The sequence below is a fragment of the Lentibacillus juripiscarius genome, from assembly GCF_042685205.1.
GTDB classification, from domain to species: domain Bacteria; phylum Bacillota; class Bacilli; order Bacillales; family Amphibacillaceae; genus Lentibacillus; species Lentibacillus juripiscarius.
In genome coordinates this window covers 17,303-40,078 of sequence record NZ_JBHUNA010000042.1, presented here as the reverse complement: position 1 = coordinate 40,078, position 22,776 = coordinate 17,303, and the positions used below count along the sequence as shown (strand labels likewise).

The window sequence follows — 22,776 nt, the reverse complement described above, 5'->3', positions numbered from 1 at the left end:
GGGATCGCTGTCGGCATGGGCGCCAGCTTCCTCGTCAGCAGTTTTGTCGCATTTCTATATTACCGGTATGGCAAATGGCGTGAAAAAGAAATACTGCAAGAACGCAAACAAAATAGCTGACTGCGGTGCGCCCAGTGGTGGATGTTGGCTGTCTGCACGGCTAGTTTCAGAGACTTTAAAATGGGCAGAGGGATGGTATGAAACGAAAAACAAAAAAAGCGCTTAAACAGTCGATACTGGCTGCGTTCATGATGGCGGGTATTTTGGTTATTATATCGCTCGCATCAACGGACTGGGGGAAGTCGCCAATGGGGAAGCAGTATGCAGGGCTGAGTGAGGACGTATGGAGTTACAAACCGGTCGTGGAAACATATGCAGAACAGTACGGGGTGAGTGAGCATGTTGACGTACTGCTGGCCATGATGATGCAGGAGTCAGGCGGGCGCGGGAATGACCCGATGCAATCCTCTGAAAGCTACTGCGGATCGCGCGGCTGTATTGATGATCCGGAGCTGTCTATTAAGCAGGGTGTACGTTATTTTTCCCATACACTGGAAGCGGCGAATGGTGATGTGAAGCTGGCCATCCAATCGTACAATTTTGGCAAAGGGTTTATTGATTATGTAAAGGCCAACTCGGGAACCTATTCACAAGATGCCGCCATTGCTTTTTCGCAGCAAATGTACAAGACAGCGAGCGATAAATCAAAATACAGCTGTTTAAGAGAATCGGCAGAACAGTACGACGCTTGCTATGGTGATATTTATTACGTCCGCGACGTGCTCGAATATCGAAAGGCCGCTGCAAATGATTCGTAGTCGGAATAGTGACATGATAAGCTGGATTTGAACAGATAAATGGGGGAGGAGATTTATAATGGTAAAAGCAATCTACACAAATAATGCACCGGATGCGATTGGACCGTATTCACAAGCGATTCAGGCGGGGGACTTTGTTTACATTTCCGGACAGATTGGCTTAAATCCGGAAACAGGTGAACTGGAAGATGGAATTGAGAACCAGACAAGGCAAGTACTTAAAAACCTGCAGGCCATTCTGACAGAAGCAGGTGCTGATTTTTCGAAGGTGGTAAAGTTCACCATATATGTTGCATCGATGGATGATTTTGCGACAGTCAACGAAATTTATGGAAGTTACTTATCACAGCCATATCCAGCAAGGGCAACAGTGGAGGTCAGCCAGCTTCCAAAAGGTGCCCGCATTGAAATGGATGCCATCGTTCATAAAGACTGACAAATGGGGGAATCATCATGAACAATTTCACATTTTATAATCCAGTTAAACTGATATTCGGCAGGGGCCAGCTGGAAAACCTGCCAGAAGAGGTTTCGAAATATGGGAAAAAGGTGCTTGTCGTCTACGGTGGTGGCAGCATCAAGCGTAATGGGGTTTATGACAATGTTATGGAAAAGCTTGCTGCAATTGATGCGGAAGTGCACGAATTGCCAGGTGTGGAGCCGAATCCGCGTGTTTCGACGGTTAGAAAAGGTATCGACATCTGCAAACGTGAAGGCGTTGAATTTCTGCTTGCAGTCGGTGGTGGAAGTACCATTGATGCAACAAAGGCAATTGCTGCCGGAGCAAAGACCGATACCGATATATGGGATATTGTGACGAAAAAAGACAAGGCCAACGACGCATTGCCATTTGGAACGGTGCTGACTATCTCGGCAACAGGATCGGAAATGAACCGCGGTTCGGTGATCACCAATTGGGAAACGCACGAAAAACATGGGTGGGGTTCGCCATATACATACCCTAAATTTTCCATCTTGGATCCAGCGAACACATTCTCTGTACCGCTCGAGCAGACCATTTATGGAATGGTCGATATCATGTCGCATGTGCTGGAGCACTATTTTCACCAGACTGGGAACACGCCTATACAGGACAGGTTCTGTGAATCCATTTTGCGGACAGTGAAAGAAACAGCACCAAAACTGGTGGATGATCTGGAAAACTACGAGTACCGCGAAACAATTATGCTGAGCGGAACACTGGCATTGAATGACATGCTCAATATGGGCTTTCGCGGGGACTGGGCGACACATAATCTGGAGCACGCCGCTTCAGCCATCCATGACATTCCACATGGCGGCGGGCTGGCCATTCTGTTTCCAAACTGGATGAAACATGTGCTTGATGAATCCAATGCCAGCCGGTTCAAGCAGCTAGCTGTTCGTGTGTTTAATGTTGATGCGGAAGGAAAAAGTGACTACGAAGCAGCAGTGGAAGGGATCGACAAATTGCGCGAATTCTGGAATTCCATTGGTGCACCAGCGGACCTGGGCTACTATGGTATTGATGGAAGCACGATAGAGGAGATGGCTGATAAAACCGTGATTGCGCGTCCTGAGTTTGGCAATTTCAAGAAATTGACGCGAGACGATTCAGTGGAAATATTTAAATCAAGCCTTTAATCTACGGTTTTTTAAAAAATATTTCCCGGGCAATAAAAATGAGGAATATTGTCGAACATAACTAAAAGGCTGTTTTCTAAAAGACTGCTGTTTTTGCGTCAACTCTGAAAATGAAGCACTGATGAACTATTTCTATATAATGCGACGTAAGTGCTTGTTGATTTCCGTTCCAGCCAGTCGCTTTCCGCGGGCAACGCTTCAGCCTCCTCGGAAGAAAATCGCTTCCTGTGGGGTCTTCAGCTGTTGCTTTTCCCGCAGGAGTCGACTGGCCTCCACTCCAATCAACCATCAAAATAGAGATATAATTAAGCATCAAATAAATATAACCGATTACAAGTACAACATTAGCGGAGGAAATACACGGACTCCTGTGGGAGCAGAGGCCTAGATGAGACCCCGCAATGCGCAAGCACAAAGCAAGGCTTCCCCGAGTAATCTGCGACCTGCGAGGAGCGTATGCTTCGCCGAGTAAGCTTGCAACGTGACGAGCATGAGGAGGCTCATCAGCCGCCCACGGAAAGCGGAGTGTATTTCCAGAGCGGTGTCATAGCACTCCATTTTCACAGTACATCGCAGTTTATATCAACTACGCTGGTAAAACAGAAGGTTACGAAAAGAGTCAAACAAAAGAAGAACTGGCCGTTATTGATAAACGGCCAGTTCTTCTTTTATCGCTTGTCGAATTTTATCTAAACATTCTTCAGGTGTGTTCCCGAAAACGCGCCGGTTGTTGACGAGTGCGTATGGTTTCACGCGGCATAAGCCACAAAAAGATAAGCATTCATTCATCAGAACGGCGACTTCTGGAAATTCATTTTCAATAATTCCCTCTATATCTAAAGAAGTGATCGCGTTTCCGTCACAGACCTCGACAATGACTACGCCCATAACTATCACTTTCTTTCTAATTCTAATAATGGTAACTTCCTTATTTGTATCATATCCAGCTTACGCAATCAATATTTCTGCCTGAAAAAACATGTATCTCCAACCAAAAAAAAGCAGCTCCCACTAAGAAGCTGCTGTCAGCCATCCTTTCATCAAGACGAACTGGTTTGTGTTTGTTTTCCGGCATATTCGTGTTTATACCAAGCGGCAAGCATGAAACAGCCGCTTAAGATAAGCAATCCACTGGTGACGAAAAAGACGGCGGAAAATCCGAAAAAGCCTGCCAGCATGCCGCCCAGTGCCGGGCCGATTATATTTCCGAGAAACCGCAGACTGGTGTTGTATCCGAGTACCTCACCTTGCATGGAGATGGGTGCCTCTTGCCTGATATAAGCGATCCGGACCGGGATAATCCCGCCAATGGAAATACCGAGCAGGAAACGCAGGATGACCAGCTGCCAGATCGTTGTCACAAATGCACCAGGGAAGTAGACGATGCCAGCCATGAACAGTAAGAAGATAAGAACTTTGACATAGCCGATCCGGTCCCCAAGGCGCCCCCATCGTTTCGTCATTAATAAATTTCCGAGCCCCGCAGCGGAAAAAGCCATGCCGGAAAAGAACGCAATATTTGCTGGCCCATGAATAGCTTCCACGTAAAGCGACAGTATCGGCTGAATGCTGAAATGCGCAATCTGCACGAGCGCGGAGATAAGCATAACAACAAGAAGGACGGGGTTTTTAATGATGTGTGTGAGTACTTCCTTGCTCGTGTATGACTGCTGTTGGTCCTCATCGTCAGAGTCTTTGACAAGGGCTTCCCGGACACCGAATAATACAATAAAACCCGATAGAAAGATTGAAAGGGACACCCATTGGAATGTCGATGCAAAACCAAATGTATCTGCCAAAGCACCACCGAGCAGCGGCCCCATCAATGAACCGGTGATGCTGCCTGTCTGCAGTGTCCCAAGCACCCGGCCGGCAACCTCCTTTGGCGTCTGCGTGGAAATAAGCGCCTGCGACATCGGAATAAATCCTGTGAAAACGCCCATGAACAGCCGCAGAAAAAACAGCTCCCAGACGGAGTTCGCAGACCCCATTAACAGGACAGATATACCTAATCCGACAGATGAAAGAATCAGTATTTTTTTCCGGCCATACGTATCACCAATCCGTCCCCAAATTGGTGAAAAAATGAACGCAGCGACAAAGGTGATTCCGAAAATCCAGCCTGACCATGATTGCACATAGGAATCAGAAAAATCCCCGAACTCTTCAATGAATAGCGAAATGAATGGAAGAACCATCGTGATGCTTCCAGCAATGAAAAAGTTCGCAAACCACATGATAACCAAGTTACGTTTCACATAAGGATTTTGCCCAGTGATGATAAGACCTTCTTTCTAATTTAATTCGTTACCCTAAATATAAGCCAACCCGAAATAAAATAAAAGACGAATGCTCACAGACTACAGCTCCCTGTTAAAACAATAGGGAGGGCTATCTAAAACGGTCATAAAGCTGTATAATAAATCGTAACATAGAGTGATGCTGGACAAGCACACATTTCAACGCAAAGGAGCCATTCAATATGAGATATTTTGCCAAGATGCTGTCACTAGCGGCAATCATCCTGTTTGCGGCTGGAGTCATTGCGGCACCAGTAAAGGCGGCAGATGACGGAATCAACGAAAAGTTCGGTGCCCCAATTGTCGTGTATGGTGATACATTGTCCGACGCCCAGAAACAGGAAGTAAAAGAATTGTTGGAAGTTACAGATAAAAATAACGTAAGGGAATATACGGTGACAGGGAAGGATATTGCGAATTACATTGATGGCGACCCGAATTCGCGCATGTTCTCATCGGCTAAAATCACCCGGGAGGAAAAAGGGGCTGATCTATCGATAAATATTGTCACCCCTGATAACATTACTCAGGTGACGAATGAAATGTATGCCAATGCCCTCCTCACTGCTGGAGTAGAAAATGCAACCGTTGACGTGGCGTCCCCTGTGAAAGTAAGCGGACACTCAGCACTGACTGGAATTTATAAAGCTTACGATGCAGAAGGCGAACAGCTGGACAAAGAACGGATGGAACTGGCCAATGACGAGCTTGGCGTGGCGACTAACCTTGCCGATGAAGCAGGTATAAATCAGGAGAAAGTGAGTGAATTGCTGACGGAAATCAAGAAGCAAATAGCCGAACAGAATCCAGCAACAAAAGAAGAAGTCGAACAAATTGTTCAGGAAAAACTTGATCAGCTGGAGATTTCACTGAGTGCCGAACACCGGCAGATGCTCATCGATTTATTCGATCGCATGCGCAACCTGGATATCGATTTTGATAAGGTGAAAAACCAGCTCGATGATATTGCATCCAAAGTGCAGGACCTGGTAAATGATGAAAGCTTTTGGAAGAAGGTGGAGAACTTTTTTAATAAACTTATTAATATGATTGGTGACTTTCTCGGGGGATTGGCCAGTTCGTAACTGGCTGTCTCTCTTTTTAATAGAAAGAAACTTCATTAGCGGTTGAAAGCATAAACAATAATAGACCCCCTCCCCTTGTATTTTTGGGTATTTGAAATAAACCAATATTTTTTTATAAAAAATAGTGAAATTATTCTGAAGTCATAGTATAATGATAGCACAGGTAATTCACAAACAAATGAATTGTCTGAAAAACAAGAGATTCATTAGGGAGGGTCAAAGTGGATGAATTGGAAGAAGTGGTCATTTCTACTTGCACTCGTATTTGCTATGGGAGTCTTCCTGGCTGCCTGTGGCGGAGATACAAGCAGCAGCGGTGAAGGAGAGGATACGGGTGACGATACAGAACAGTCAAATGGTGGAGAAGGAGACAGCGGTGACAGTGAAGAAGCCGCAAAGGCGGACGATCAGTCACTGACAGTGAACATTAAGACCGAACCGCCATCATTGCACCCTGGAAAGGCGACTGACACCACGTCAAACGCCGTGCTTAGTCAAGTATTTGAAGGGTTGACACGTATGGGTCCAGACGGAGAACCACAAAAGGCGATGGCCAGCGACATCGAAATTTCGGATGATAAGAAAACATACACATTCACCATCCGTGACGGAGTAACATGGTCGAATGGTGATCCAATTACCGCGCAGACGTTTGCCGACTCATGGAAATGGGTGCTGAATCCGGATAGCCCTGATACGGATTATGCTTATCAACTATATCCAATTAAAGGTGCGGAAGCTGCTAAAACTGGTGAAGGCTCCCTGGATGATGTCGGCATTACCGTGAAAGATGAGAAAACGCTCGTTGTAGAACTGAAAAATCCGACACCATATTTCCTGGAATTGACGGCGTTCTACACGTTTTATCCAGTCAATCAGAACGTGGCCGAGAAGAACGAAGACTGGGCTGCTGATGCCGGCGAAGACTATGTATCAAATGGACCGTTCCTCTTGGATAAATGGGAACACAAAAATCAAATTGTCCTGAAAAAGAATCCTGATTACTGGGATGCAGAAAATGTACATCTCGAAACAATCACCATGGAAATGGTCGACGATGAAAATACGGCCAAGCAAATGTACGATGATGGGGAATTGGACTGGATTGGTTCACCATTAGATTCAGTACCGTTAGCAGCCATTCCGCAAATGAAGCAGGAAGGCAGCTTAAACATCTCACCAAAAGCGGGTACGTATTACTACTCATTTAATACGGAAAAGGAACCGTTTACGAACAAAAATATTCGTAAGGCATTCGCGCTGTCCCTCAACCGCAAAGCCATCGTCGAAAATATTACAAAGGGTGAGCAAAAGCCTGGAATGGCACTAGTACCAACGGCTATTTGGGAAGAAAATAAAGATGGCTACTTTAAAGATAACAATATCGAAAAGGCGAAAGAATATCTTGACAAAGGGCTTGAAGAGCTGGGACTTGACGAATTGCCGACCATTAAGCTTTCCTATAACACAAGTGAAGCGCACGGCGCAATCGCCCAAGCAGCTCAGGACATGTGGAAAGAAAACCTTGGTGTCGATGTTGAGCTGAATAACGAAGAGTGGAACGTTTACCTTGATTCCATGACTGAGGGCAACTATCAGGTTGGCCGTATGGGCTGGATTGCAGACTTCCTTGATCCGATCAACTTCCTGGAAATCTTTGAAACCGTTGGCGGAAACAACTACACCAACTGGGAAAGCGATGAATATGCCAGCTTACTGGAACAAGCGAGACAAGAAAAAGATGAAGCAGCACGTAAAGAATTGCTGCGTGAAGCAGAGCAGCTTTTCATGGATGAAATGCCGCTTGCACCAGTCTACTTCTATACAAACGTTTATGCTCATAAAGACTACGTCAAAGACGTTACGGTCGGAAAATTGGGCACTATCCAGTTCAAGTGGGGCTATATAGCCGAACAATAAATAAGCAGCCGATAAAGCTGTAGAATAAAATAGAGCCATATAAGGCATATAGATTTTTTATATGTCTTATATGGTTTTTTAAAAGAGGTTGAAGGTAGAGCTGCGTAAAGAATTATTTAGTTTTATGTAAGCGAATACATAATTAGGAACACGAAATATTTAGATTATGAAATAAATCAAATAGTTTTTTTATAAAAAGATAGTGAAATTTGTTAGAAATCATAGTATAATTATGTAACAGATAATTCAACAACAATGTGAATTGTCTGTAAAAAGTCGACAACTAGACTTACTAGGGAGGGTTTTAACGAATGAATTGGAAGAAGTGGTCATTACTACTTACACTCGTATTCGCTATAAGCGTCTTCCTTGCTGCTTGCGGTGGTGGAGATGACTCTGGTGGTAGCGAAGGAAAAAATGCGGGTGATGACAAAGGATCCGGTGACACTGGTGAAGCCGCATTGGCGGATGATCAGTCGCTGACGGTGAACATTAAGACCGAACCGCCGTCCCTGCACCCTGGAAAGGCAACCGACTCAACATCAAACGCCGTGCTTAGTCAAGTGTTTGAAGGGCTGACACGCATCGGTCCGGACGGGGAACCACAAGAAGCGATGGCCAGCAACATTGAGATTTCGGATGACAAGAAGACATATACATTCACGATCCGTGACGGTGTGAAATGGTCGAATGGTGATCCGATCACAGCACAGACGTTTGCAGACTCATGGAAATGGGTGTTAAATCCGGACAGCCCTGATACCGATTATGCTTATCAGCTGTACCCAATCAAAGGTGCAGAAGCTGCCAAAACCGGTGAAGGCTCATTGGATGATGTCGGCATTACCGTAAAAGACGAGAAAACGCTCGTTGTTGAACTGAAAAATCCGACACCATATTTCCTAGAGCTGACAGCGTTCTATACGTATTACCCATTCAATCAGAACGTGGCCGAGAAGAACAAAGATTGGGCTTCTGAAGCCGGCGAAGACTATGTAACAAACGGACCGTTCCTTTTGGATAAATGGGAACACAAAAATCAAATTGTCCTGAAAAAGAACCCTGATTACTGGGATGCAGAAAATGTACATCTCGAAACAATCACCATGGAAATGGTCGACGATGAAAACACGGCCAAGCAAATGTACGATGATGGGGAGTTGGATTGGATCGGCTCACCGTTAGATTCGATTCCATTAGCAGCCATCCCGCAAATGAAGCAGGAAGGCAACCTGAATATTTCACCTTTGGCTGGCACGTACTATTACTCGTTTAATACGGAAAAAGAGCCGTTTACGAACAAAAATATCCGAAAAGCGCTAACATTAGCCATTAACCGTAAAGGCATTGTCGAAAATATCACAAAAGGTGAACAAAAGCCTGGCATGGCGCTTGTTCCAACAGCCATTTGGGAAGAAAACAAAGACGGCTACTTTAAAGACAACAATGTCGAAAAAGCGAAAGAATATCTTGACAAAGGGCTTGAAGAGTTAGGTCTCGACGAATTGCCAAAAGTCAAACTTTCTTATAACACAAGTGAAGCCCATGGTGCGATTGCCCAGGCGGTTCAGGATATGTGGAAAGAAAACCTTGGTGTCGACGTTGAGCTGAATAACGAAGAGTGGAACGTATTCCTCGATTCGCTGAGCCAAGGCAACTACCAGGTTGGCCGCATGGGCTGGAATGCAGACTTCCTTGATCCAATCAACTTCCTGGAAATCTTTGAAACCGTTGGCGGCAACAACTACACCAACTGGGAAAACGACGAATATGCAAACCTGCTAGAAAAGGCAAGACAAGAAAAAGACGAAGCGGCACGTAAAGAACTACTAAGGGAAGCAGAACAGCTTTTCATGGATGAAATGCCGCTTGCACCAATCTACTTCTATACAAACGTTTATGCCCATAAAGACTATGTGAAGGATGTACCAGTTGGTAAGCTGGGAACCATTCAGTTTAAGTGGGGCTATATTGCCGAACATTAGTAATTGGACAACAAATGAAAACAGTATAAGGTGTATAGGTTTCTATATACCTTATACCTGTTTCCTGTAAAAGAAACATCAGACCGTTTTATACACCAAGAATTATACTCCTTTGATATCTAAGTCTTATAAACTGTTGGTTATCAACCGTTCACTATTTCTTTCAAACTACCATTAGTGCGAGTTCAAAAAGGACAACCTCTTTTAGTTTGATGGAGATAGTGAACTGTTAAGGGGTGATTCTTTCACCCCTTCTTTTCATGTAGAATAGCCAATATTTTTAATCTTATGATAATCAAAACAACAAATTGCTATGTATGGTTGAACAGACTGCAAAGCAATAGGAAAACAAAGAAAAGAAAGGTGAGGTGTTACGCTTTGGCAAAGTATCTATTGAAACGTTTGGGTTTTATCGTTATATCCCTATTTTTTATCGTTACGATTACGTTTCTATTAATGCAGGCTGCTCCGGGCGGTCCGTTTACTGCTGAAAGACAGATACCACCAGAGATTGAAAAACAATTGAACGAACAATATGGATTGGATGAGCCAATATATGTACAATATTTTGATTATTTAAAAGACGTTGCGACGTGGGACTTTGGACCATCATTCAAATATCCCGCTCAGTCGGTCAATGATATCATTAATCGGAGTTTCCCTTATTCACTTGTATTGGGGCTCGAGTCTATCTTTATTGCGCTATCGATAGGAGTTCTTCTCGGTGTGTTTGCAGCCTTGAAGCATAATAAGTTTGGAGATTATACGGCGATGGTGGTTGCTGTACTTGGTATTTCAGTGCCAAACTTTATTATGGCAGCTCTCTTGCAGTATGTGTTTGCCATTCAAATGGACGCATTACCGGTCGCCCGGTTCGATTCATTTGTACACACCATACTTCCTGCGGTGGCGCTTGCAACAACACCGCTTGCATTCATCGCCAGGCTGATGCGTTCGAGCATGCTGGAAGTCTTGAGCTCAGACTATATTAAAACGGCCAAATCAAAAGGACTCAGTGACCGTGTTGTAACCTATAAGCACGCACTCCGGAATGCGATTATGCCGGTTGTATCGTATTTAGGGCCATTAGTCGTCGCTATTTTGACCGGAAGTTTTGTCATTGAAAAGATTTTTGCTATTCCCGGATTAGGTAATGAATTTGTCCAAAGTATTACAAACCGGGACTATACCGTCATTATGGGTACAACTGTTTTCTTCAGTGTCCTTTTGCTGGTGTCTATCTTAATAGTCGACTTAATTTATGGACTGATTGACCCTCGAATTAAGGTTACCAATAAAGGGGGAAGCAAATAATGGCACAGTTAAACTTGAAGCCGTCAGACTTTGAACCAATCGAATATAGTGAAGCCGAGGCTGAGAAAATTGCCAGTGAAAGCACGTCCTTCTGGAAAGATGCCTGGCGCCGTTTTAGAAAGAACAAGCTGGCACTGTTCGGGGTTGGGGTTATTATCCTGTTGGGAATCATGTCGTTTATTGGCGGGCCGATTTCCGGCTATAATTACTTTTCCAATGACCTGATTAATGCCAACCAGCCCCCGTCCGCTGATCACTGGTTCGGGACGGATCAACTGGGAAGGGATATATTTGCACGAACATGGTATGGTGCGAAGATTTCTCTATTCATTGGACTTGCCGCTGCATTCCTTGATTTGATCATTGGTGTCATTTGGGGTGCAACTGCTGGTTTCTTTGGAGGGAAAGTCGATGAATACATGATGCGTATTGCTGACATTCTGTACGGTGTTCCATATCTGCTTGTTGTTATCTTGCTGATGGTCGTTATGCCGCAGGGTCTGTGGACAATGATTCTGGCGATGACCATTACAGGCTGGATCAATATGGCTAGGATTGTACGCGGACAGGTCATGCAACTACGTAATGAGGAGTATGTCATGGCTGCGCAATCATTGGGTGCAGGAAAGGGCAGGCTGTTGCTCAGGCACTTGGTACCGAACACAATGGGCCCTATTCTAGTTACCCTGACATTAACGATTCCAAACGCCATTTTTACAGAAGCATTTCTGAGCTATTTGGGGCTAGGAGTCCCGGCTCCACTTGCCAGCTGGGGTACGATGTCAGATGCGGCCCTGCCTTATCTCCAATACCAGCCGTATCAGCTCTTTTTCCCATCATTCTTTATCGTACTGACCATGCTTGCTTTTAACGTTATTGGTGATGGAATGCGTGACGCGCTGGATCCGAAAGAACGTAAATAATGGGAGGATAGAAAATGAAGAAAATATTGGAAGTTAATAATCTTTCCGTTTCGTTTGATACGTTTGGCGGTGATGTGAAGGCTGTTCGCGATGTCAATTTTGAACTGAGCGAAAAAGAAACACTGGCCATTGTCGGTGAATCCGGATCCGGCAAAAGTGTTACAGCTCAATCATTGATGCGCCTGATTCAAATGCCGCCGGGAAAATTTGCTGGCGGATCGATTAAATTTGACGGAGAAGATATTATTCAAAAGTCGGATAAACAGATGGAAAGCATACGTGGTCAGGAAATTAGCATGATATTCCAAGATCCGATGACGTCCTTGAATCCGACCATGACGGTTGGAAAACAAATCTCCGAAAGCTTGATTAAACACCAGGGCATGACAAAAAAAGAGGCGCATGAACGTGGTGTCGAACTGCTGAAGCTTGTCGGAATTCCTAATCCGGAAACAAGAATCACCCAGTATCCGCACCAGTACTCTGGTGGGATGCGTCAGCGGGCGATGATTGCCATTGCGCTGGCGTGCAACCCGAAAATTCTTATTGCCGATGAGCCGACTACTGCACTGGATGTGACCATTCAGGCACAAATCCTGGACTTGATGCGGGATCTGAAAGAACGGACTGGTACCGCTATTATACTGATCACCCACGATTTGGGGGTTGTGGCCAATGCCGCCGACCGTGTTGCGGTCATGTACGGCGGGAAAATTGTCGAAACAGGCTCTGTTGATGAGCTTTTCTACAATGCGCGTCACCCATACACATGGGGACTCCTTGGTTCGATGCCGAAACTCGAAGGTGGCGACGAGGAACTGCAGGCAATCCCTGGTACACCACCGGATTTGCTCGATCCGCCAAAAGGTTGTCCTTTTGCTGCGCGTTGCCCATATGCTATGAAAGTGTGTGAAAATCACATGCCAGAATATGTGGAATTATCCGAGACACAAAAGACGGCATGCTGGCTGCTGGATGAGCGTGCGCCAGATGTAGAACCACCCGAATCTGCAATCGTAGGAGGTTCGAAAGTAAATGACTGAACAACGTGAAAAATTACTTGAAATAAAAGATTTGAAAAAGCATTTCCCGATGGACAGCAAGACGGCGCTGAAAGCCGTTGACGGTATTAGTTTTGACATATACAGAGGCGAGACATTCGGGCTTGTTGGTGAGTCCGGGTGCGGAAAATCGACAGCCGGACGGACGATACTCAGACTCTATGAGGCTAGCAATGGAGAAGTTGATTTTCAGGGGGACGATGTACACGGAAAGAAATCAAGCAAGGAACTGAAGAAATTTAACCGCAGCATGCAAATGATTTTTCAGGACCCGTATGCATCCCTGAACCCTAGAATGACTGTAAAAGACATTATTGCTGAAGGAATCGACATCCATGGCCTGGCCAAGTCGAAACAGGAACGACTGAAACGTGTCAACGAACTATTGGAAACGGTTGGTCTGAACCAGGAACACGGCAACCGTTACCCACACGAGTTCAGTGGCGGCCAGCGCCAACGTATTGGCATTGCCCGTGCACTTGCTGTTGATCCGGAGTTTATCGTTGCAGATGAGCCTATTTCTGCACTGGACGTATCGATTCAGGCACAGGTCGTTAATCTGCTGAAGAAATTACAGGAAGAGCGTGGTCTAACCTACCTGTTTATTGCCCACGACCTTTCCATGGTGAAGCATATTAGTGACAGAGTAGGTGTTATGTACTTGGGCAAGATGGCAGAAGTGGCCTCAAGTGATGATTTATACCATGAGCCACTCCACCCGTATACGCAAGCCTTATTGAGCGCTATTCCTATTTCCGACCCGGAAGTGGAACGTTCGCGGGAACGCATTGTCATTGAAGGAGACGTCCCAAGCCCGATCGCCCCACCAACCGGCTGCCGTTTCCGCACAAGGTGTCCGCTGGCAATGGACGTCTGTGCAAAAGTAGAACCGGAATGGCAGGAATATACGAAAGATCACTGGGTTGCCTGCCACCTGTACAATGAGAACTACAATGATGAACACAAAGCACGGGAGGCAGTGCAAAGCTAAACTAAGTCAGAATACGACTTAATAATGAGACTGAAAAGGCTCGGCCGGAATTAGTCTGGTCGGCCTTTTTATCTATAGAAAGTAGTAAAAAAATTACAAAGAAAAACAAAAAAGCACTTGTTAAATATCTGAAAATAATATATACTTTAACAAATTGATTTTATATTACAGTTTTATTACAGCTAAGCTTCCTTATTTTTTTACTAGCAATTTTTTCAATCTTTAAAAAGTGTGTTGGAAGAGAAAGCACTGGAATGGAAGATAAAACTTACTTTCAATAGGGTGATAGCATGGACGAAAAATTACTGGAGATTAAAAACCTGAAAACATCATTCCGGATTGAAGATGATTATTATGCAGCGGTTGACGATGTATCTTTGACAGTCAACGAAAATGAAGTGCTTGCCATCGTCGGGGAGTCCGGCTGCGGGAAAAGTGCCCTGGCCTTTTCGCTGATGCGGCTGCACAATAGGGCAAAAATAGAAGGAGATATTTTATACAAAGGGGAGGATATAACCGAGTATTCCAAAGGGCAAATCAACAAACTGCGCGGCGACGAAATGAGCATGATTTTCCAGGATCCGTTGACCGCATTAAACCCCTTGATGGAGATCGGGGATCAGATTGGAGAGGTACTGCTTTTACATAATAAGACGTTATCGAAAACAAAACGCAAGGCAAAGGCGATATCGTTGCTCGAAAAGGTGGGGATTGCCAGGCCTGAACAAGTATATGAGCAATTTCCACATGAATTGTCCGGAGGCATGCGCCAGCGTGTAGTGATTGCGATTGCGATAGCCAATGATCCGGAAGTACTCATAGCGGATGAACCTACCACAGCACTGGATGCAACAATACAGTCCCAGATTCTGGATTTGCTGAATGAACTGAAAGAGGATATGAACGCCGGAATTATCCTCATCACACATGATTTAGGTGTTGTGGCGGAAATGGCCGATCGAGTGGCGGTCATGTATGCGGGGCAAATCGTTGAAGTGGCCGATGTTCATTCACTTTTCGGAAATCCACAGCATCCGTATACACGTTCGCTGCTGAGTTCTGTTCCGAATGCCGAATCGGTGGGCTCGAAACTCCATGTTATTCAGGGGATAGTACCATCACTGCAAAAACTGCCGCGTACAGGCTGTCGTTTTCGCTCCAGAATTCCATGGATAGACGAATCAGCTCACGAAGAAAATCCGAAACTGCACGAAATAAGCCCTGGCCATTTCGTACGGTGCACATGTTATAAGGAATTTTTCTTCCCGGATGAGAAAGAGGAGGATCAGCATCATGGCGTTTCTTGAAGTAGAAGACCTCAAAGTTCATTTTCCGGTCAAAGGCGGTATATTTGGTAGAACGGTTGACCATATCAAAGCTGTCGACGGGGTATCCTTTTCTCTTGAAAAAGGCAAAACATATGGCCTTGTTGGAGAGTCAGGATCCGGTAAAACGACAACAGGCCGGGCCATTATTGGACTAAATAAACCGACAGCAGGGAAAATCACTTACGACGGTTACGATATAACAAATTTGAAAAAGACGAATTTGGATATTCGGAAAGAAATTCAGATGATTTTCCAGGATCCCTACTCGTCATTAAACCCGAAAAAACGGGTGCGCGATATCATTGCTGAACCATTGCGAAACTATGAAAAACTATCCAACCAGGAAGAGAAAAAACGCGTTCAGGAATTGATGGCGATGGTCGGTTTAAGCCCGGAAGGCATCGTAAAATATCCACACCAATTCTCGGGGGGGCAGCGTCAGCGGATTGGAGTTGCTAGAGCAATCGCCCTGAAACCGAAACTGATCATTGCAGATGAGCCGGTGTCAGCTCTCGACGTATCTGTACAGGCGCAAGTTCTAAATTTTATGAAAGACATTCAGGAAGAACTGGAATTGACGTATATTTTTATCGGACATGACCTTGGTGTTATCAGGCATATGTGCGATGATATCGGCATTATGTACAATGGCCGGTATGTGGAAGAGGGAACAGTAGACGATATTTTCCAAAACCCGCAGCACATCTATACAAAACGTCTTGTCGCTGCCATTCCGGACATTAACCCAGAAAACCGGAAAGACTTAATCAGTCACCGTCAGGAAGTGCAGAAAGAATATGATGCGTCCTATGACGATTACTTTGGCAATGACGGTTTAGCCTACGACCTGAAACCAATATCTGACACACATCTAGTAGCACTACCGGAGAAAGGTTGACGCATATGTGGAAATTTACTGTACGGCGAATTCTCATAATGATTCCGCAAATACTTTTGTTAAGTTTACTAGTGTTCCTGATGGCCCAGGCAATGCCCGGTGATGCTTTAACAGGTCAAATAAATCCAGACTTGGATCCACAGGAAATGCAGGATAGACGGGAAGAACTGGGGCTGAATGACCCATGGTATATAAAATATACAGATTGGGTAACTGGAGCTGTACAGGGTGATCTTGGTCAGTCATTCCAGTTTAAAATGCCAGCTTCGGAGTTGATTTGGCAGCGGATGGTAAATTCATTTTGGCTTGGTGTGGCAACATTAATCATTACGTATTTAATTGCCATTCCCCTGGGGATTACGAGCGGAAGGTTTAACGATAGTCTACTGGATAGCACAATAACCGGTTACACCTACATCGGGTTTGCGACACCAATCTTTATTTTCGCATTGGTTATGCTGTGGATTTTCGGCTATCAATTAGGATGGTTTCCAACTAGCGGCAGTGTTGCACCTGGTACGGAGCCGGGAACATTTAATTACGTGATGAGCAAAATTAATCATTTACTACTTCCTGCCATTTCACTGGGGCTGATTACAACGGTCAATACGGTACAGTATTTGCGAAGTGAAATTATTGATACAAAACAAAGAGACTTCATTATTACGGCAAGAGCCAAAGGTGCTTCTGAATCAAGGGTCTATAATCGTCATATATTCCGAAACTCCTTACTGCCGATTGCTGCTTTTTTCGGTTTTGAAATTACCGGTTTAATCGGTGGAACGGTATTTGTTGAACGCATTTTTGGATACCCCGGCATGGGCGATTTATTTATCCAATCGATTCTTTTGCGTGACTACACCGTCGTTACATCAGTTGTTCTCATATTTGGAGCAGCAGCTGTTATTGGGGCATTGATTTCAGACATCATATTAAGTCTCATAGATCCTCGTATTCGTATTAAATAGGAAATCAGATAGACTCTGAGGTGATGGAATATGGAAAAGAAAAACGAACAAGAGAATGTAAATCAGTCTGAACTGAATTCCGAAGCAAGTGAAAGTCCATCCGGATTGCGCATCCTCTGGCGGGAAATTGGCCGGGACAAAGTTGCCCTAGTATCCTTGATTCTTTTGGTAGCAGTTGTGGTTTTCGTATACGGAACATCTATTATCCTGAATAAGGAAGAGATTGTAAAGGTAGACTTGTTTGCTATCCACGAACCACCGTCAGAAGAATTTATACTTGGTACAGACTACGGTGGCCGGGATATTTTTGGACAGCTGATAATTGGAACGCGGAATTCACTATCAGTAGCGATTCTCGTTACACTGATAACCGGAATAGTTGGTGTTATCTATGGTCTGGTATCCGGTTACTTTGGTGGACACGTAGATAACATTATGATGCGTATTCTTGACTTCTTTTTGATTCTGCCATTTATCATGGTTGTCATTGTATTTGTTGCGATCGTTCCGAAATATGGTGTTGTTTCATTCTCACTGATTATGGCCGCCTTTTTATGGATGGGAATTGCCAGGCTAATCCGGTCGAAGGCATTGCAGGAAAGGGAACTGGACTATGCACAGGCGTCGAAAACGCTAGGGTCTTCTAATTTAAAGATCATGTTTACACAAGTTCTTCCCAATTTAAGTTCGTTGATTATCGTAACGATGACACTGAATTTGGCAGCAAACATTGGATTGGAATCCGGCCTTTCCTTTTTAGGGTTTGGATTTCCTGAAAGTACACCAAGTCTGGGAACACTTGTCAGTTATGCAACAAATCCACAGACACTGGAACAAAGATGGTGGATCTGGGTACCGGCATCCGTCATGATATTTGTACTTATGCTTGCAGTAAATAACGTCGGTCAGGCACTCAAACGGGCAACCGACGCAAGACAAAGAAGAGGCTGATTGAAGGGGGGAATGCTTGGAGCTGCGAAAGGCTGATGCTTGATCAGGATACTTGCACCAATCCTGAGGCCGGGACTGGTGTTGAGTATATAATTGCCCGTACGGTAGGCTGACTGACAGGGCAGAAAGTCACAGAAATTAATTTAAGGGGAGGGTCTAATGAATGGGAAAGTCTAATGTTTCGAAGGCTTTATTCGCACTGTTTTTAGTGTTGCTGTTTGCATTGGCAGCATGCAGCGGCGGATCTGACGGCAGTGAAGATAAGTCAGATTCCGGTGAAGGTACAGAAGAAGGTTCGGATGATGGTGGAAAAGCAGAAGCGTCAGAAGACAAATTGTACTCAATAGAAGATTTTAGTGCAACAGTCTCAAATGACGGCGAACCAATTGATGGTGGTTCAATAACGTTTGGCCTGGTATCGGACACTGCTTTTGAAGGTACATTGAACTGGAACTTCTATGATGGGAATCCTGATGCACAAGTACTTCAATGGTTTGATGAGGGACTGCTAACGTATGACGAAAACTATACGATGACAAATGATGGCGCTGCAACTTATGAAGTAAGTGATGATAACCGGACATTTACGTTTACCATTAGGGATGGTGTGAATTGGCATGATGGCGAGCCGGTTACAGCGGAAGACTGGGCGTTTGCACATGAAGTAATCGGACACCCGGATTATAATGGTCCGCGTTATAAAGCAAGTTTCCGGAATATCGAGGGAATGGAAGCATACCATAATGGTGAAGCGGATTCCATTTCTGGAATTGAAGTAGTCGATGAAAAAACATTAAAAATCACATACAAAAAGGCTACACCGTCACTCTTAACCGGTGGCGTTTGGATTTATCCAATGGCAAAGCATATCTTCGAAGATATGAAGATAACTGAAATTGCCGAATCACCGGAAGTACGGAAAAACCCAATCGGATTCGGTCCGTATAAAGTGGACAGTATTGTTCCTGGTGAGTCTGTTGTATTGAAGGCAAATGAAGACTACTGGCGCGGGGAACCAAACCTGGACGAAGTTGTCATAAAAGTTATTAATCCAAATACGGTTGTTCAGGCAATGGAAAGCGGAGAGGTCGACTTGGTAAGTAAGTTCCCAACGGATCAGTATCCGGAAAATGCTGACTTATCCAATGTGGAGTATATTGGCAAGACTGACCTTGCCTACACGTATATTGGCTTTAAGCTAGGTACATGGGACAAAGAAAACAAACAGGTAAAACCTGATCCGGATGCCAAAATGGCGAATAAAAAACTTCGCCAAGCGATGTGGCATGCAGTTAACAATGAGGAAGTAGGGAAGAAGTTCTATAATGGGCTTCGCTGGAATGGTACGACGTTGATACCACCATCCCATCCTGCCTATCATGATGAAAGCAATCCAGGTCGGGAATATGATCCGGAGAAGGCCAAACAACTGTTGGATGAAGCCGGCTATGAAGATGTCAACGGCGATGGGGTTCGTGAAAACCCTGACGGTGAGGAATTAACCATTAATTTCGCTTCAATGTCAGGCGGTGACGTGGCTGAGCCAATCGCAAACTATTATATTCAGGCCTGGAAAAACGTTGGGCTTAATGTCGAGTTGGTAAATGGACGCTTGCTAGAATTTAATACGTTCTACGATAAAGTAGGCCAGAGTGGTAACGATGACCCGAATGTTGACATCTACCAAGGGGCATGGAGTGTCGGTTATGATGTTGACCCAACTAGTCTTTATGGCCGCAAAGCATTGTTTAACTTCTCCCGCTACGCAAGCGAGGAGAACGATAAACTTCTGGAAAAAGGTGTTTCAGAGAAGGCGTTTGATCAGGAAGTACGCCAGGAAATTTACAATGAATGGCAGGAACTGATGGTTGATGAAGTACCGGTATTCCCGACATTGTATCGTTCATTAATCGTTCCGGTAAACAATCGTGTTGTCAATTACGACTTGCATGCTGATGACATGTCAACTGGTGATACGTACTTGTACGAACTTGGCGTCACACAGGAAAAACCAGTTACAGCCGAGTAAGTCATAGGTTTAAAAAAAGAGAAGATGCCTGTTAAAAAGGCATCTTCTCTTTTTGTTATCAACAGATTGTTTCACCGGGTTACAATTATGTCAATAAACCCCTTACAAATACAATGAAAGCTTTTTTTGCAATCAATCTATTAAAATTGTAATATTTCTTCGGTAGTCTGGTAATCCTTGTAATGGACTTTTAATTGACCTGTAACTGCATAGCCTTTGGGGCTGTGGTAGTATGGGCAATGCAGAAATCAAAGGAGGGACTACCTTATGAAGAAACTGGCAGCTTCGATTGTTGCGGGTGTCTTTATGGCCGGCGCAGCACTGACCAGTGTATCGGCAGAAGAATATACCGTCGAAAAAGGGGACAGCCTTTGGGATATAGCAAAGGAAAATAATACAACCGTGGAAAAACTAGTTGAAATAAATGAATTGAACACAACGACCATTCAGCCAAAGCAAGAGCTGAACCTGCATGAGACATATCGGGTGCAGCACGGCGATACATTAATCAGTATCGGCGAAGCATATGGCGTTTCGACTGACGATTTGAAGAAGTGGAATGAACTGGAATCAGATTTGATTGTGATTGGACAAAAACTTGACATTAAAGACGCTAATGCTAATGGAAATAAGGCTGCTTCCGCTTCGGAGAACAACGAGGGAGCAGAGCAGCAACAGACGAAAACGAAACAGACTGAGACCAAACAGACTGCAAAAGCTGAAACAAAAAGCAGCAAGGAACAGCCATCCAAGGATAATCCGGAAGGCAAAACAGTTTCCGTATCAGCTACAGCTTATACAGCTGATTGTGAAGGATGCTCCGGTGTCACATCTACGGGAGTGAACTTGAATGCCAATCCGAACGCTAAAGTGATCGCCGTTGATCCGAACGTTATTCCCATAGGATCGGAAGTATATGTGGAAGGTTATGGCTATGCAACCGCTGCTGACATTGGCGGTGCCATCCAGGGCAACAAAATTGATGTCCACGTCCCAACGAAGGAAGAGGCTAATAACTGGGGCGTCCGCAATGTTGACGTAACGATTGTTAGTAAATAGGAAATCAAAAAGTGACCCTTGCCGATTGAACAAGGGTCACTTTATTTTTGATGGTGCTGCATAACTGGACAACAATCGCACTATTGGGCGATAACCGCTTTTCGCTCACCATCATCTTTCTTTTCCACCATATCGTTTGAATCATTAATTGTCTGAGTCATACCAATCATGCCGAAGCCGAGAATCAACATCAAAAATACCGCCATTAAGATTTTTCTCACGCTGCCACCCTCGCTTTTTTATTCTCTTCTCCAGTATAGTAAAAAAGACCCGAATGCACCACCTATTTTTGTGACAAACTGACAGGTAAATGTTACAAAATAGTTAATGGAGGGAAGGGTTGCGTATGTTAAGTAACTGGAAGATTGGTGATTCACTCATCTACGCTGCAGCGGCTACCTATGCGATCTCTTTGTTTTACCCATGGGCGTATGTGACTTTTCAAGGCGATGTTAGTGGTTTCACACATCGGGGATATCTCGTCCTCATCTTGTTTGCCTTCCCCATCTGTGCCGTCCTGTTTCGGAAAAAAACTGGCTTTCTCAGTTTAGCCTCATCGATTTCGGCTGCTGTGTTTCTGGTTTTGTACAGTCTGGAAGTAACCCAGAGCTACCGGGGAGAATTAGTCAGTTACCCAACAGCAGGCCTGTATATCGCTGTGACGGCAGCCTCTGTGCTGGTAGTGGGTGTCCTTATCAATAGATGGACTGCCGGCGTAAATGCGCAGCCATAGTATGGGAGTTCCGAACGGTTTCTATTTGTGTTAAACTTTACAGTGTGGCATGAAAATTTTTTGTACGGAATAGGGAATGTGTTTACATAAAAGGAGGATAATTGAATGTCGAGCAACGCATTGCAAACCTTTTTGGATGAAACCATTGCAGATTTAAAGGAAAAAGGGCTCTATAATGAAATTGACCCGCTCGAGGGAGCAAATGGGCCGGAGATAACGATTGACGGGAAAAAACTGATTAATCTCTCGTCCAACAACTATCTTGGCCTGGCAACCGATGAACGCCTGAAAGAAGTCGCCAAAGATGCGGTTGACTCGCATGGGGTTGGTGCCGGCGCGGTCCGCACGATTAATGGAACATTGGATCTGCACCTGGAACTGGAGAAGAAGCTGGCAGAATTTAAAGGGACCGAGGCCGTCATATCTTATCAGTCCGGCTTCAATTGCAATATGGCTGCAATTTCGGCGGTGATGGATAAAAATGACGCTATTCTGTCCGATGCACTGAATCATGCATCCATCATTGATGGCTGTCGCTTGTCCAAAGCAAAAATTATTCCGTTCGAGCACTCGGATATGGATGATTTGCGTGAAAAAGCAAGGAAAGCGGTCGAGTCCGGCCAATATAATAAAATTATGGTCATTACCGATGGGGTCTTTTCCATGGATGGCGATATTGCCAAACTGCCGCAAATTGTCGGTATTGCCGAGGAATTTGACCTGATCACGTATGTGGATGACGCGCATGGCTCCGGTGTGCTTGGTAAAGGGGCCGGTACGGTCAAGCATT

The 22,776-nt window shown here is 44.7% G+C and carries 21 protein-coding genes; 18 read left to right on the top strand and 3 right to left on the bottom strand.

Annotation, left to right across the window (positions count from 1 at the left end; genetic code table 11):
- The first annotated feature begins 197 nt into the window (after positions 1–197).
- Genes ACFSUO_RS16140 through ACFSUO_RS16130 form a run of 3 tightly spaced genes read left to right on the top strand, consistent with a single transcriptional unit; the run spans position 198 to position 2,441 of the window.
- Positions 198–818, top strand: coding sequence for a lysozyme family protein (locus ACFSUO_RS16140; protein ID WP_382395991.1), 621 nt, complete (start codon positions 198–200; stop codon positions 816–818).
- Between the two features lie 58 nt (positions 819–876).
- A complete protein-coding gene (locus ACFSUO_RS16135) occupies positions 877–1,254 on the top strand; it encodes a RidA family protein (RefSeq protein WP_382395989.1) in 378 nt (125 codons plus the stop codon).
- Positions 1,255–1,271: 17 nt separating this feature from the next.
- The gene (locus tag ACFSUO_RS16130; protein ID WP_382395987.1) at positions 1,272–2,441 is read left to right on the top strand and encodes an iron-containing alcohol dehydrogenase; all 1,170 of its coding nucleotides are present in this window, start codon (positions 1,272–1,274) and stop codon (positions 2,439–2,441) included.
- A 642-nt stretch (positions 2,442–3,083) separates the two neighbouring features.
- On the opposite strand, the gene ACFSUO_RS16125 is transcribed toward ACFSUO_RS16130, so the two are convergent.
- A complete protein-coding gene (locus ACFSUO_RS16125) occupies positions 3,084–3,329 on the bottom strand; it encodes a DUF1450 domain-containing protein (protein ID WP_382395985.1) in 246 nt (81 codons plus the stop codon).
- A gap of 152 nt (positions 3,330–3,481) precedes the next feature.
- The gene (locus tag ACFSUO_RS16120; protein WP_382396099.1) at positions 3,482–4,678 is read right to left on the bottom strand and encodes an MFS transporter; all 1,197 of its coding nucleotides are present in this window, start codon (positions 4,676–4,678) and stop codon (positions 3,482–3,484) included.
- A gap of 245 nt (positions 4,679–4,923) precedes the next feature.
- Here ACFSUO_RS16120 and ACFSUO_RS16115 point away from each other — a divergent pair, with 245 nt between their 5' ends.
- The 13 genes from ACFSUO_RS16115 (at position 4,924) to ACFSUO_RS16055 (ending at position 21,253) form a co-directional block, all read left to right on the top strand.
- Positions 4,924–5,826, top strand: a complete 903-nt coding sequence (locus ACFSUO_RS16115; protein WP_382395983.1) for a DUF1002 domain-containing protein — start codon at positions 4,924–4,926, stop codon at positions 5,824–5,826.
- Positions 5,827–6,051: 225 nt separating this feature from the next.
- Positions 6,052–7,746 carry a peptide ABC transporter substrate-binding protein gene (locus ACFSUO_RS16110; RefSeq protein ID WP_382395981.1) on the top strand — a complete coding sequence of 565 codons (1,695 nt, stop codon included), beginning with the start codon at positions 6,052–6,054 and terminating at the stop codon, positions 7,744–7,746.
- Between the two features lie 311 nt (positions 7,747–8,057).
- On the top strand, positions 8,058–9,731 hold the full coding sequence (locus ACFSUO_RS16105) for a peptide ABC transporter substrate-binding protein (protein ID WP_382395979.1): 1,674 nt from the start codon (positions 8,058–8,060) through the stop codon (positions 9,729–9,731).
- A 378-nt stretch (positions 9,732–10,109) separates the two neighbouring features.
- On the top strand, positions 10,110–11,045 hold the full coding sequence (locus ACFSUO_RS16100; protein ID WP_382395977.1) for an ABC transporter permease: 936 nt from the start codon (positions 10,110–10,112) through the stop codon (positions 11,043–11,045).
- A complete protein-coding gene (locus tag ACFSUO_RS16095; protein ID WP_382395975.1) occupies positions 11,045–11,968 on the top strand; it encodes an ABC transporter permease in 924 nt (307 codons plus the stop codon). The genes ACFSUO_RS16100 and ACFSUO_RS16095 overlap by 1 nt, the downstream gene beginning before the upstream one ends.
- A 14-nt stretch (positions 11,969–11,982) precedes the next feature.
- Positions 11,983–13,011, top strand: coding sequence for an ABC transporter ATP-binding protein (locus tag ACFSUO_RS16090; protein ID WP_382395973.1), 1,029 nt, complete (start codon positions 11,983–11,985; stop codon positions 13,009–13,011).
- Positions 13,004–14,020, top strand: coding sequence for an ABC transporter ATP-binding protein (locus tag ACFSUO_RS16085; protein ID WP_382395971.1), 1,017 nt, complete (start codon positions 13,004–13,006; stop codon positions 14,018–14,020). The genes ACFSUO_RS16090 and ACFSUO_RS16085 overlap by 8 nt, the downstream gene beginning before the upstream one ends.
- Positions 14,021–14,310: 290 nt before the next feature.
- Positions 14,311–15,327 carry an ABC transporter ATP-binding protein gene (locus ACFSUO_RS16080; protein WP_382395969.1) on the top strand — a complete coding sequence of 339 codons (1,017 nt, stop codon included), beginning with the start codon at positions 14,311–14,313 and terminating at the stop codon, positions 15,325–15,327.
- Positions 15,314–16,246, top strand: coding sequence for an ABC transporter ATP-binding protein (locus ACFSUO_RS16075; protein WP_382395967.1), 933 nt, complete (start codon positions 15,314–15,316; stop codon positions 16,244–16,246). The genes ACFSUO_RS16080 and ACFSUO_RS16075 overlap by 14 nt, the downstream gene beginning before the upstream one ends.
- Before the next feature lie 5 nt (positions 16,247–16,251).
- Entirely contained in the window at positions 16,252–17,214 is a 963-nt protein-coding gene (gene opp4B, locus ACFSUO_RS16070) for an oligopeptide ABC transporter permease (protein ID WP_382395965.1), read from the top strand.
- A 30-nt stretch (positions 17,215–17,244) separates the two neighbouring features.
- Positions 17,245–18,165 (top strand): ABC transporter permease, encoded by a 921-nt coding sequence (locus ACFSUO_RS16065; protein ID WP_382395963.1) that lies wholly within the window; start codon positions 17,245–17,247, stop codon positions 18,163–18,165.
- 163 nt (positions 18,166–18,328) lie between these two features.
- Positions 18,329–20,194, top strand: coding sequence for an oligopeptide ABC transporter substrate-binding protein (gene opp4A, locus ACFSUO_RS16060; protein WP_382395961.1), 1,866 nt, complete (start codon positions 18,329–18,331; stop codon positions 20,192–20,194).
- 267 nt (positions 20,195–20,461) lie between these two features.
- Positions 20,462–21,253 (top strand): 3D domain-containing protein, encoded by a 792-nt coding sequence (locus ACFSUO_RS16055; protein WP_382395959.1) that lies wholly within the window; start codon positions 20,462–20,464, stop codon positions 21,251–21,253.
- Between the two features lie 80 nt (positions 21,254–21,333).
- Here ACFSUO_RS16055 and ACFSUO_RS16050 read toward each other — a convergent pair whose 3' ends face one another.
- On the bottom strand, positions 21,334–21,474 hold the full coding sequence (locus ACFSUO_RS16050) for a hypothetical protein (RefSeq protein WP_382395957.1): 141 nt from the start codon (positions 21,472–21,474) through the stop codon (positions 21,334–21,336).
- Between the two features lie 125 nt (positions 21,475–21,599).
- Here ACFSUO_RS16050 and ACFSUO_RS16045 point away from each other — a divergent pair, with 125 nt between their 5' ends.
- Positions 21,600–21,986 (top strand): hypothetical protein, encoded by a 387-nt coding sequence (locus tag ACFSUO_RS16045; RefSeq protein WP_382395955.1) that lies wholly within the window; start codon positions 21,600–21,602, stop codon positions 21,984–21,986.
- Between the two features lie 105 nt (positions 21,987–22,091).
- Positions 22,092–22,776 (top strand): aminotransferase class I/II-fold pyridoxal phosphate-dependent enzyme (locus ACFSUO_RS16040; protein ID WP_382395953.1); only part of this gene is annotated, 685 nt, incomplete at its 3' end.

Bases quoted from the DNA above. Each gene is read 5' to 3' on its own strand.
- ACFSUO_RS16140 (WP_382395991.1), top strand. From the start codon at position 198: ATGAAACGAAAAACAAAAAAAGCGCTTAAACAGTCGATACTGGCTGCG.
- ACFSUO_RS16135 (WP_382395989.1), top strand. From the start codon at position 877: ATGGTAAAAGCAATCTACACAAATAATGCACCGGATGCGATTGGACCG.
- ACFSUO_RS16130 (WP_382395987.1), top strand. From the start codon at position 1,272: ATGAACAATTTCACATTTTATAATCCAGTTAAACTGATATTCGGCAGG.
- ACFSUO_RS16125 (WP_382395985.1), bottom strand. From the start codon at position 3,329: ATGGGCGTAGTCATTGTCGAGGTCTGTGACGGAAACGCGATCACTTCT.
- ACFSUO_RS16120 (WP_382396099.1), bottom strand. From the start codon at position 4,678: ATGTGGTTTGCGAACTTTTTCATTGCTGGAAGCATCACGATGGTTCTT.
- ACFSUO_RS16115 (WP_382395983.1), top strand. From the start codon at position 4,924: ATGAGATATTTTGCCAAGATGCTGTCACTAGCGGCAATCATCCTGTTT.
- ACFSUO_RS16110 (WP_382395981.1), top strand. From the start codon at position 6,052: ATGAATTGGAAGAAGTGGTCATTTCTACTTGCACTCGTATTTGCTATG.
- ACFSUO_RS16105 (WP_382395979.1), top strand. From the start codon at position 8,058: ATGAATTGGAAGAAGTGGTCATTACTACTTACACTCGTATTCGCTATA.
- ACFSUO_RS16095 (WP_382395975.1), top strand. From the start codon at position 11,045: ATGGCACAGTTAAACTTGAAGCCGTCAGACTTTGAACCAATCGAATAT.
- ACFSUO_RS16090 (WP_382395973.1), top strand. From the start codon at position 11,983: ATGAAGAAAATATTGGAAGTTAATAATCTTTCCGTTTCGTTTGATACG.
- ACFSUO_RS16085 (WP_382395971.1), top strand. From the start codon at position 13,004: ATGACTGAACAACGTGAAAAATTACTTGAAATAAAAGATTTGAAAAAG.
- ACFSUO_RS16080 (WP_382395969.1), top strand. From the start codon at position 14,311: ATGGACGAAAAATTACTGGAGATTAAAAACCTGAAAACATCATTCCGG.
- ACFSUO_RS16075 (WP_382395967.1), top strand. From the start codon at position 15,314: ATGGCGTTTCTTGAAGTAGAAGACCTCAAAGTTCATTTTCCGGTCAAA.
- opp4B (WP_382395965.1), top strand. From the start codon at position 16,252: ATGTGGAAATTTACTGTACGGCGAATTCTCATAATGATTCCGCAAATA.
- ACFSUO_RS16065 (WP_382395963.1), top strand. From the start codon at position 17,245: ATGGAAAAGAAAAACGAACAAGAGAATGTAAATCAGTCTGAACTGAAT.
- opp4A (WP_382395961.1), top strand. From the start codon at position 18,329: ATGGGAAAGTCTAATGTTTCGAAGGCTTTATTCGCACTGTTTTTAGTG.
- ACFSUO_RS16055 (WP_382395959.1), top strand. From the start codon at position 20,462: ATGAAGAAACTGGCAGCTTCGATTGTTGCGGGTGTCTTTATGGCCGGC.
- ACFSUO_RS16045 (WP_382395955.1), top strand. From the start codon at position 21,600: ATGTTAAGTAACTGGAAGATTGGTGATTCACTCATCTACGCTGCAGCG.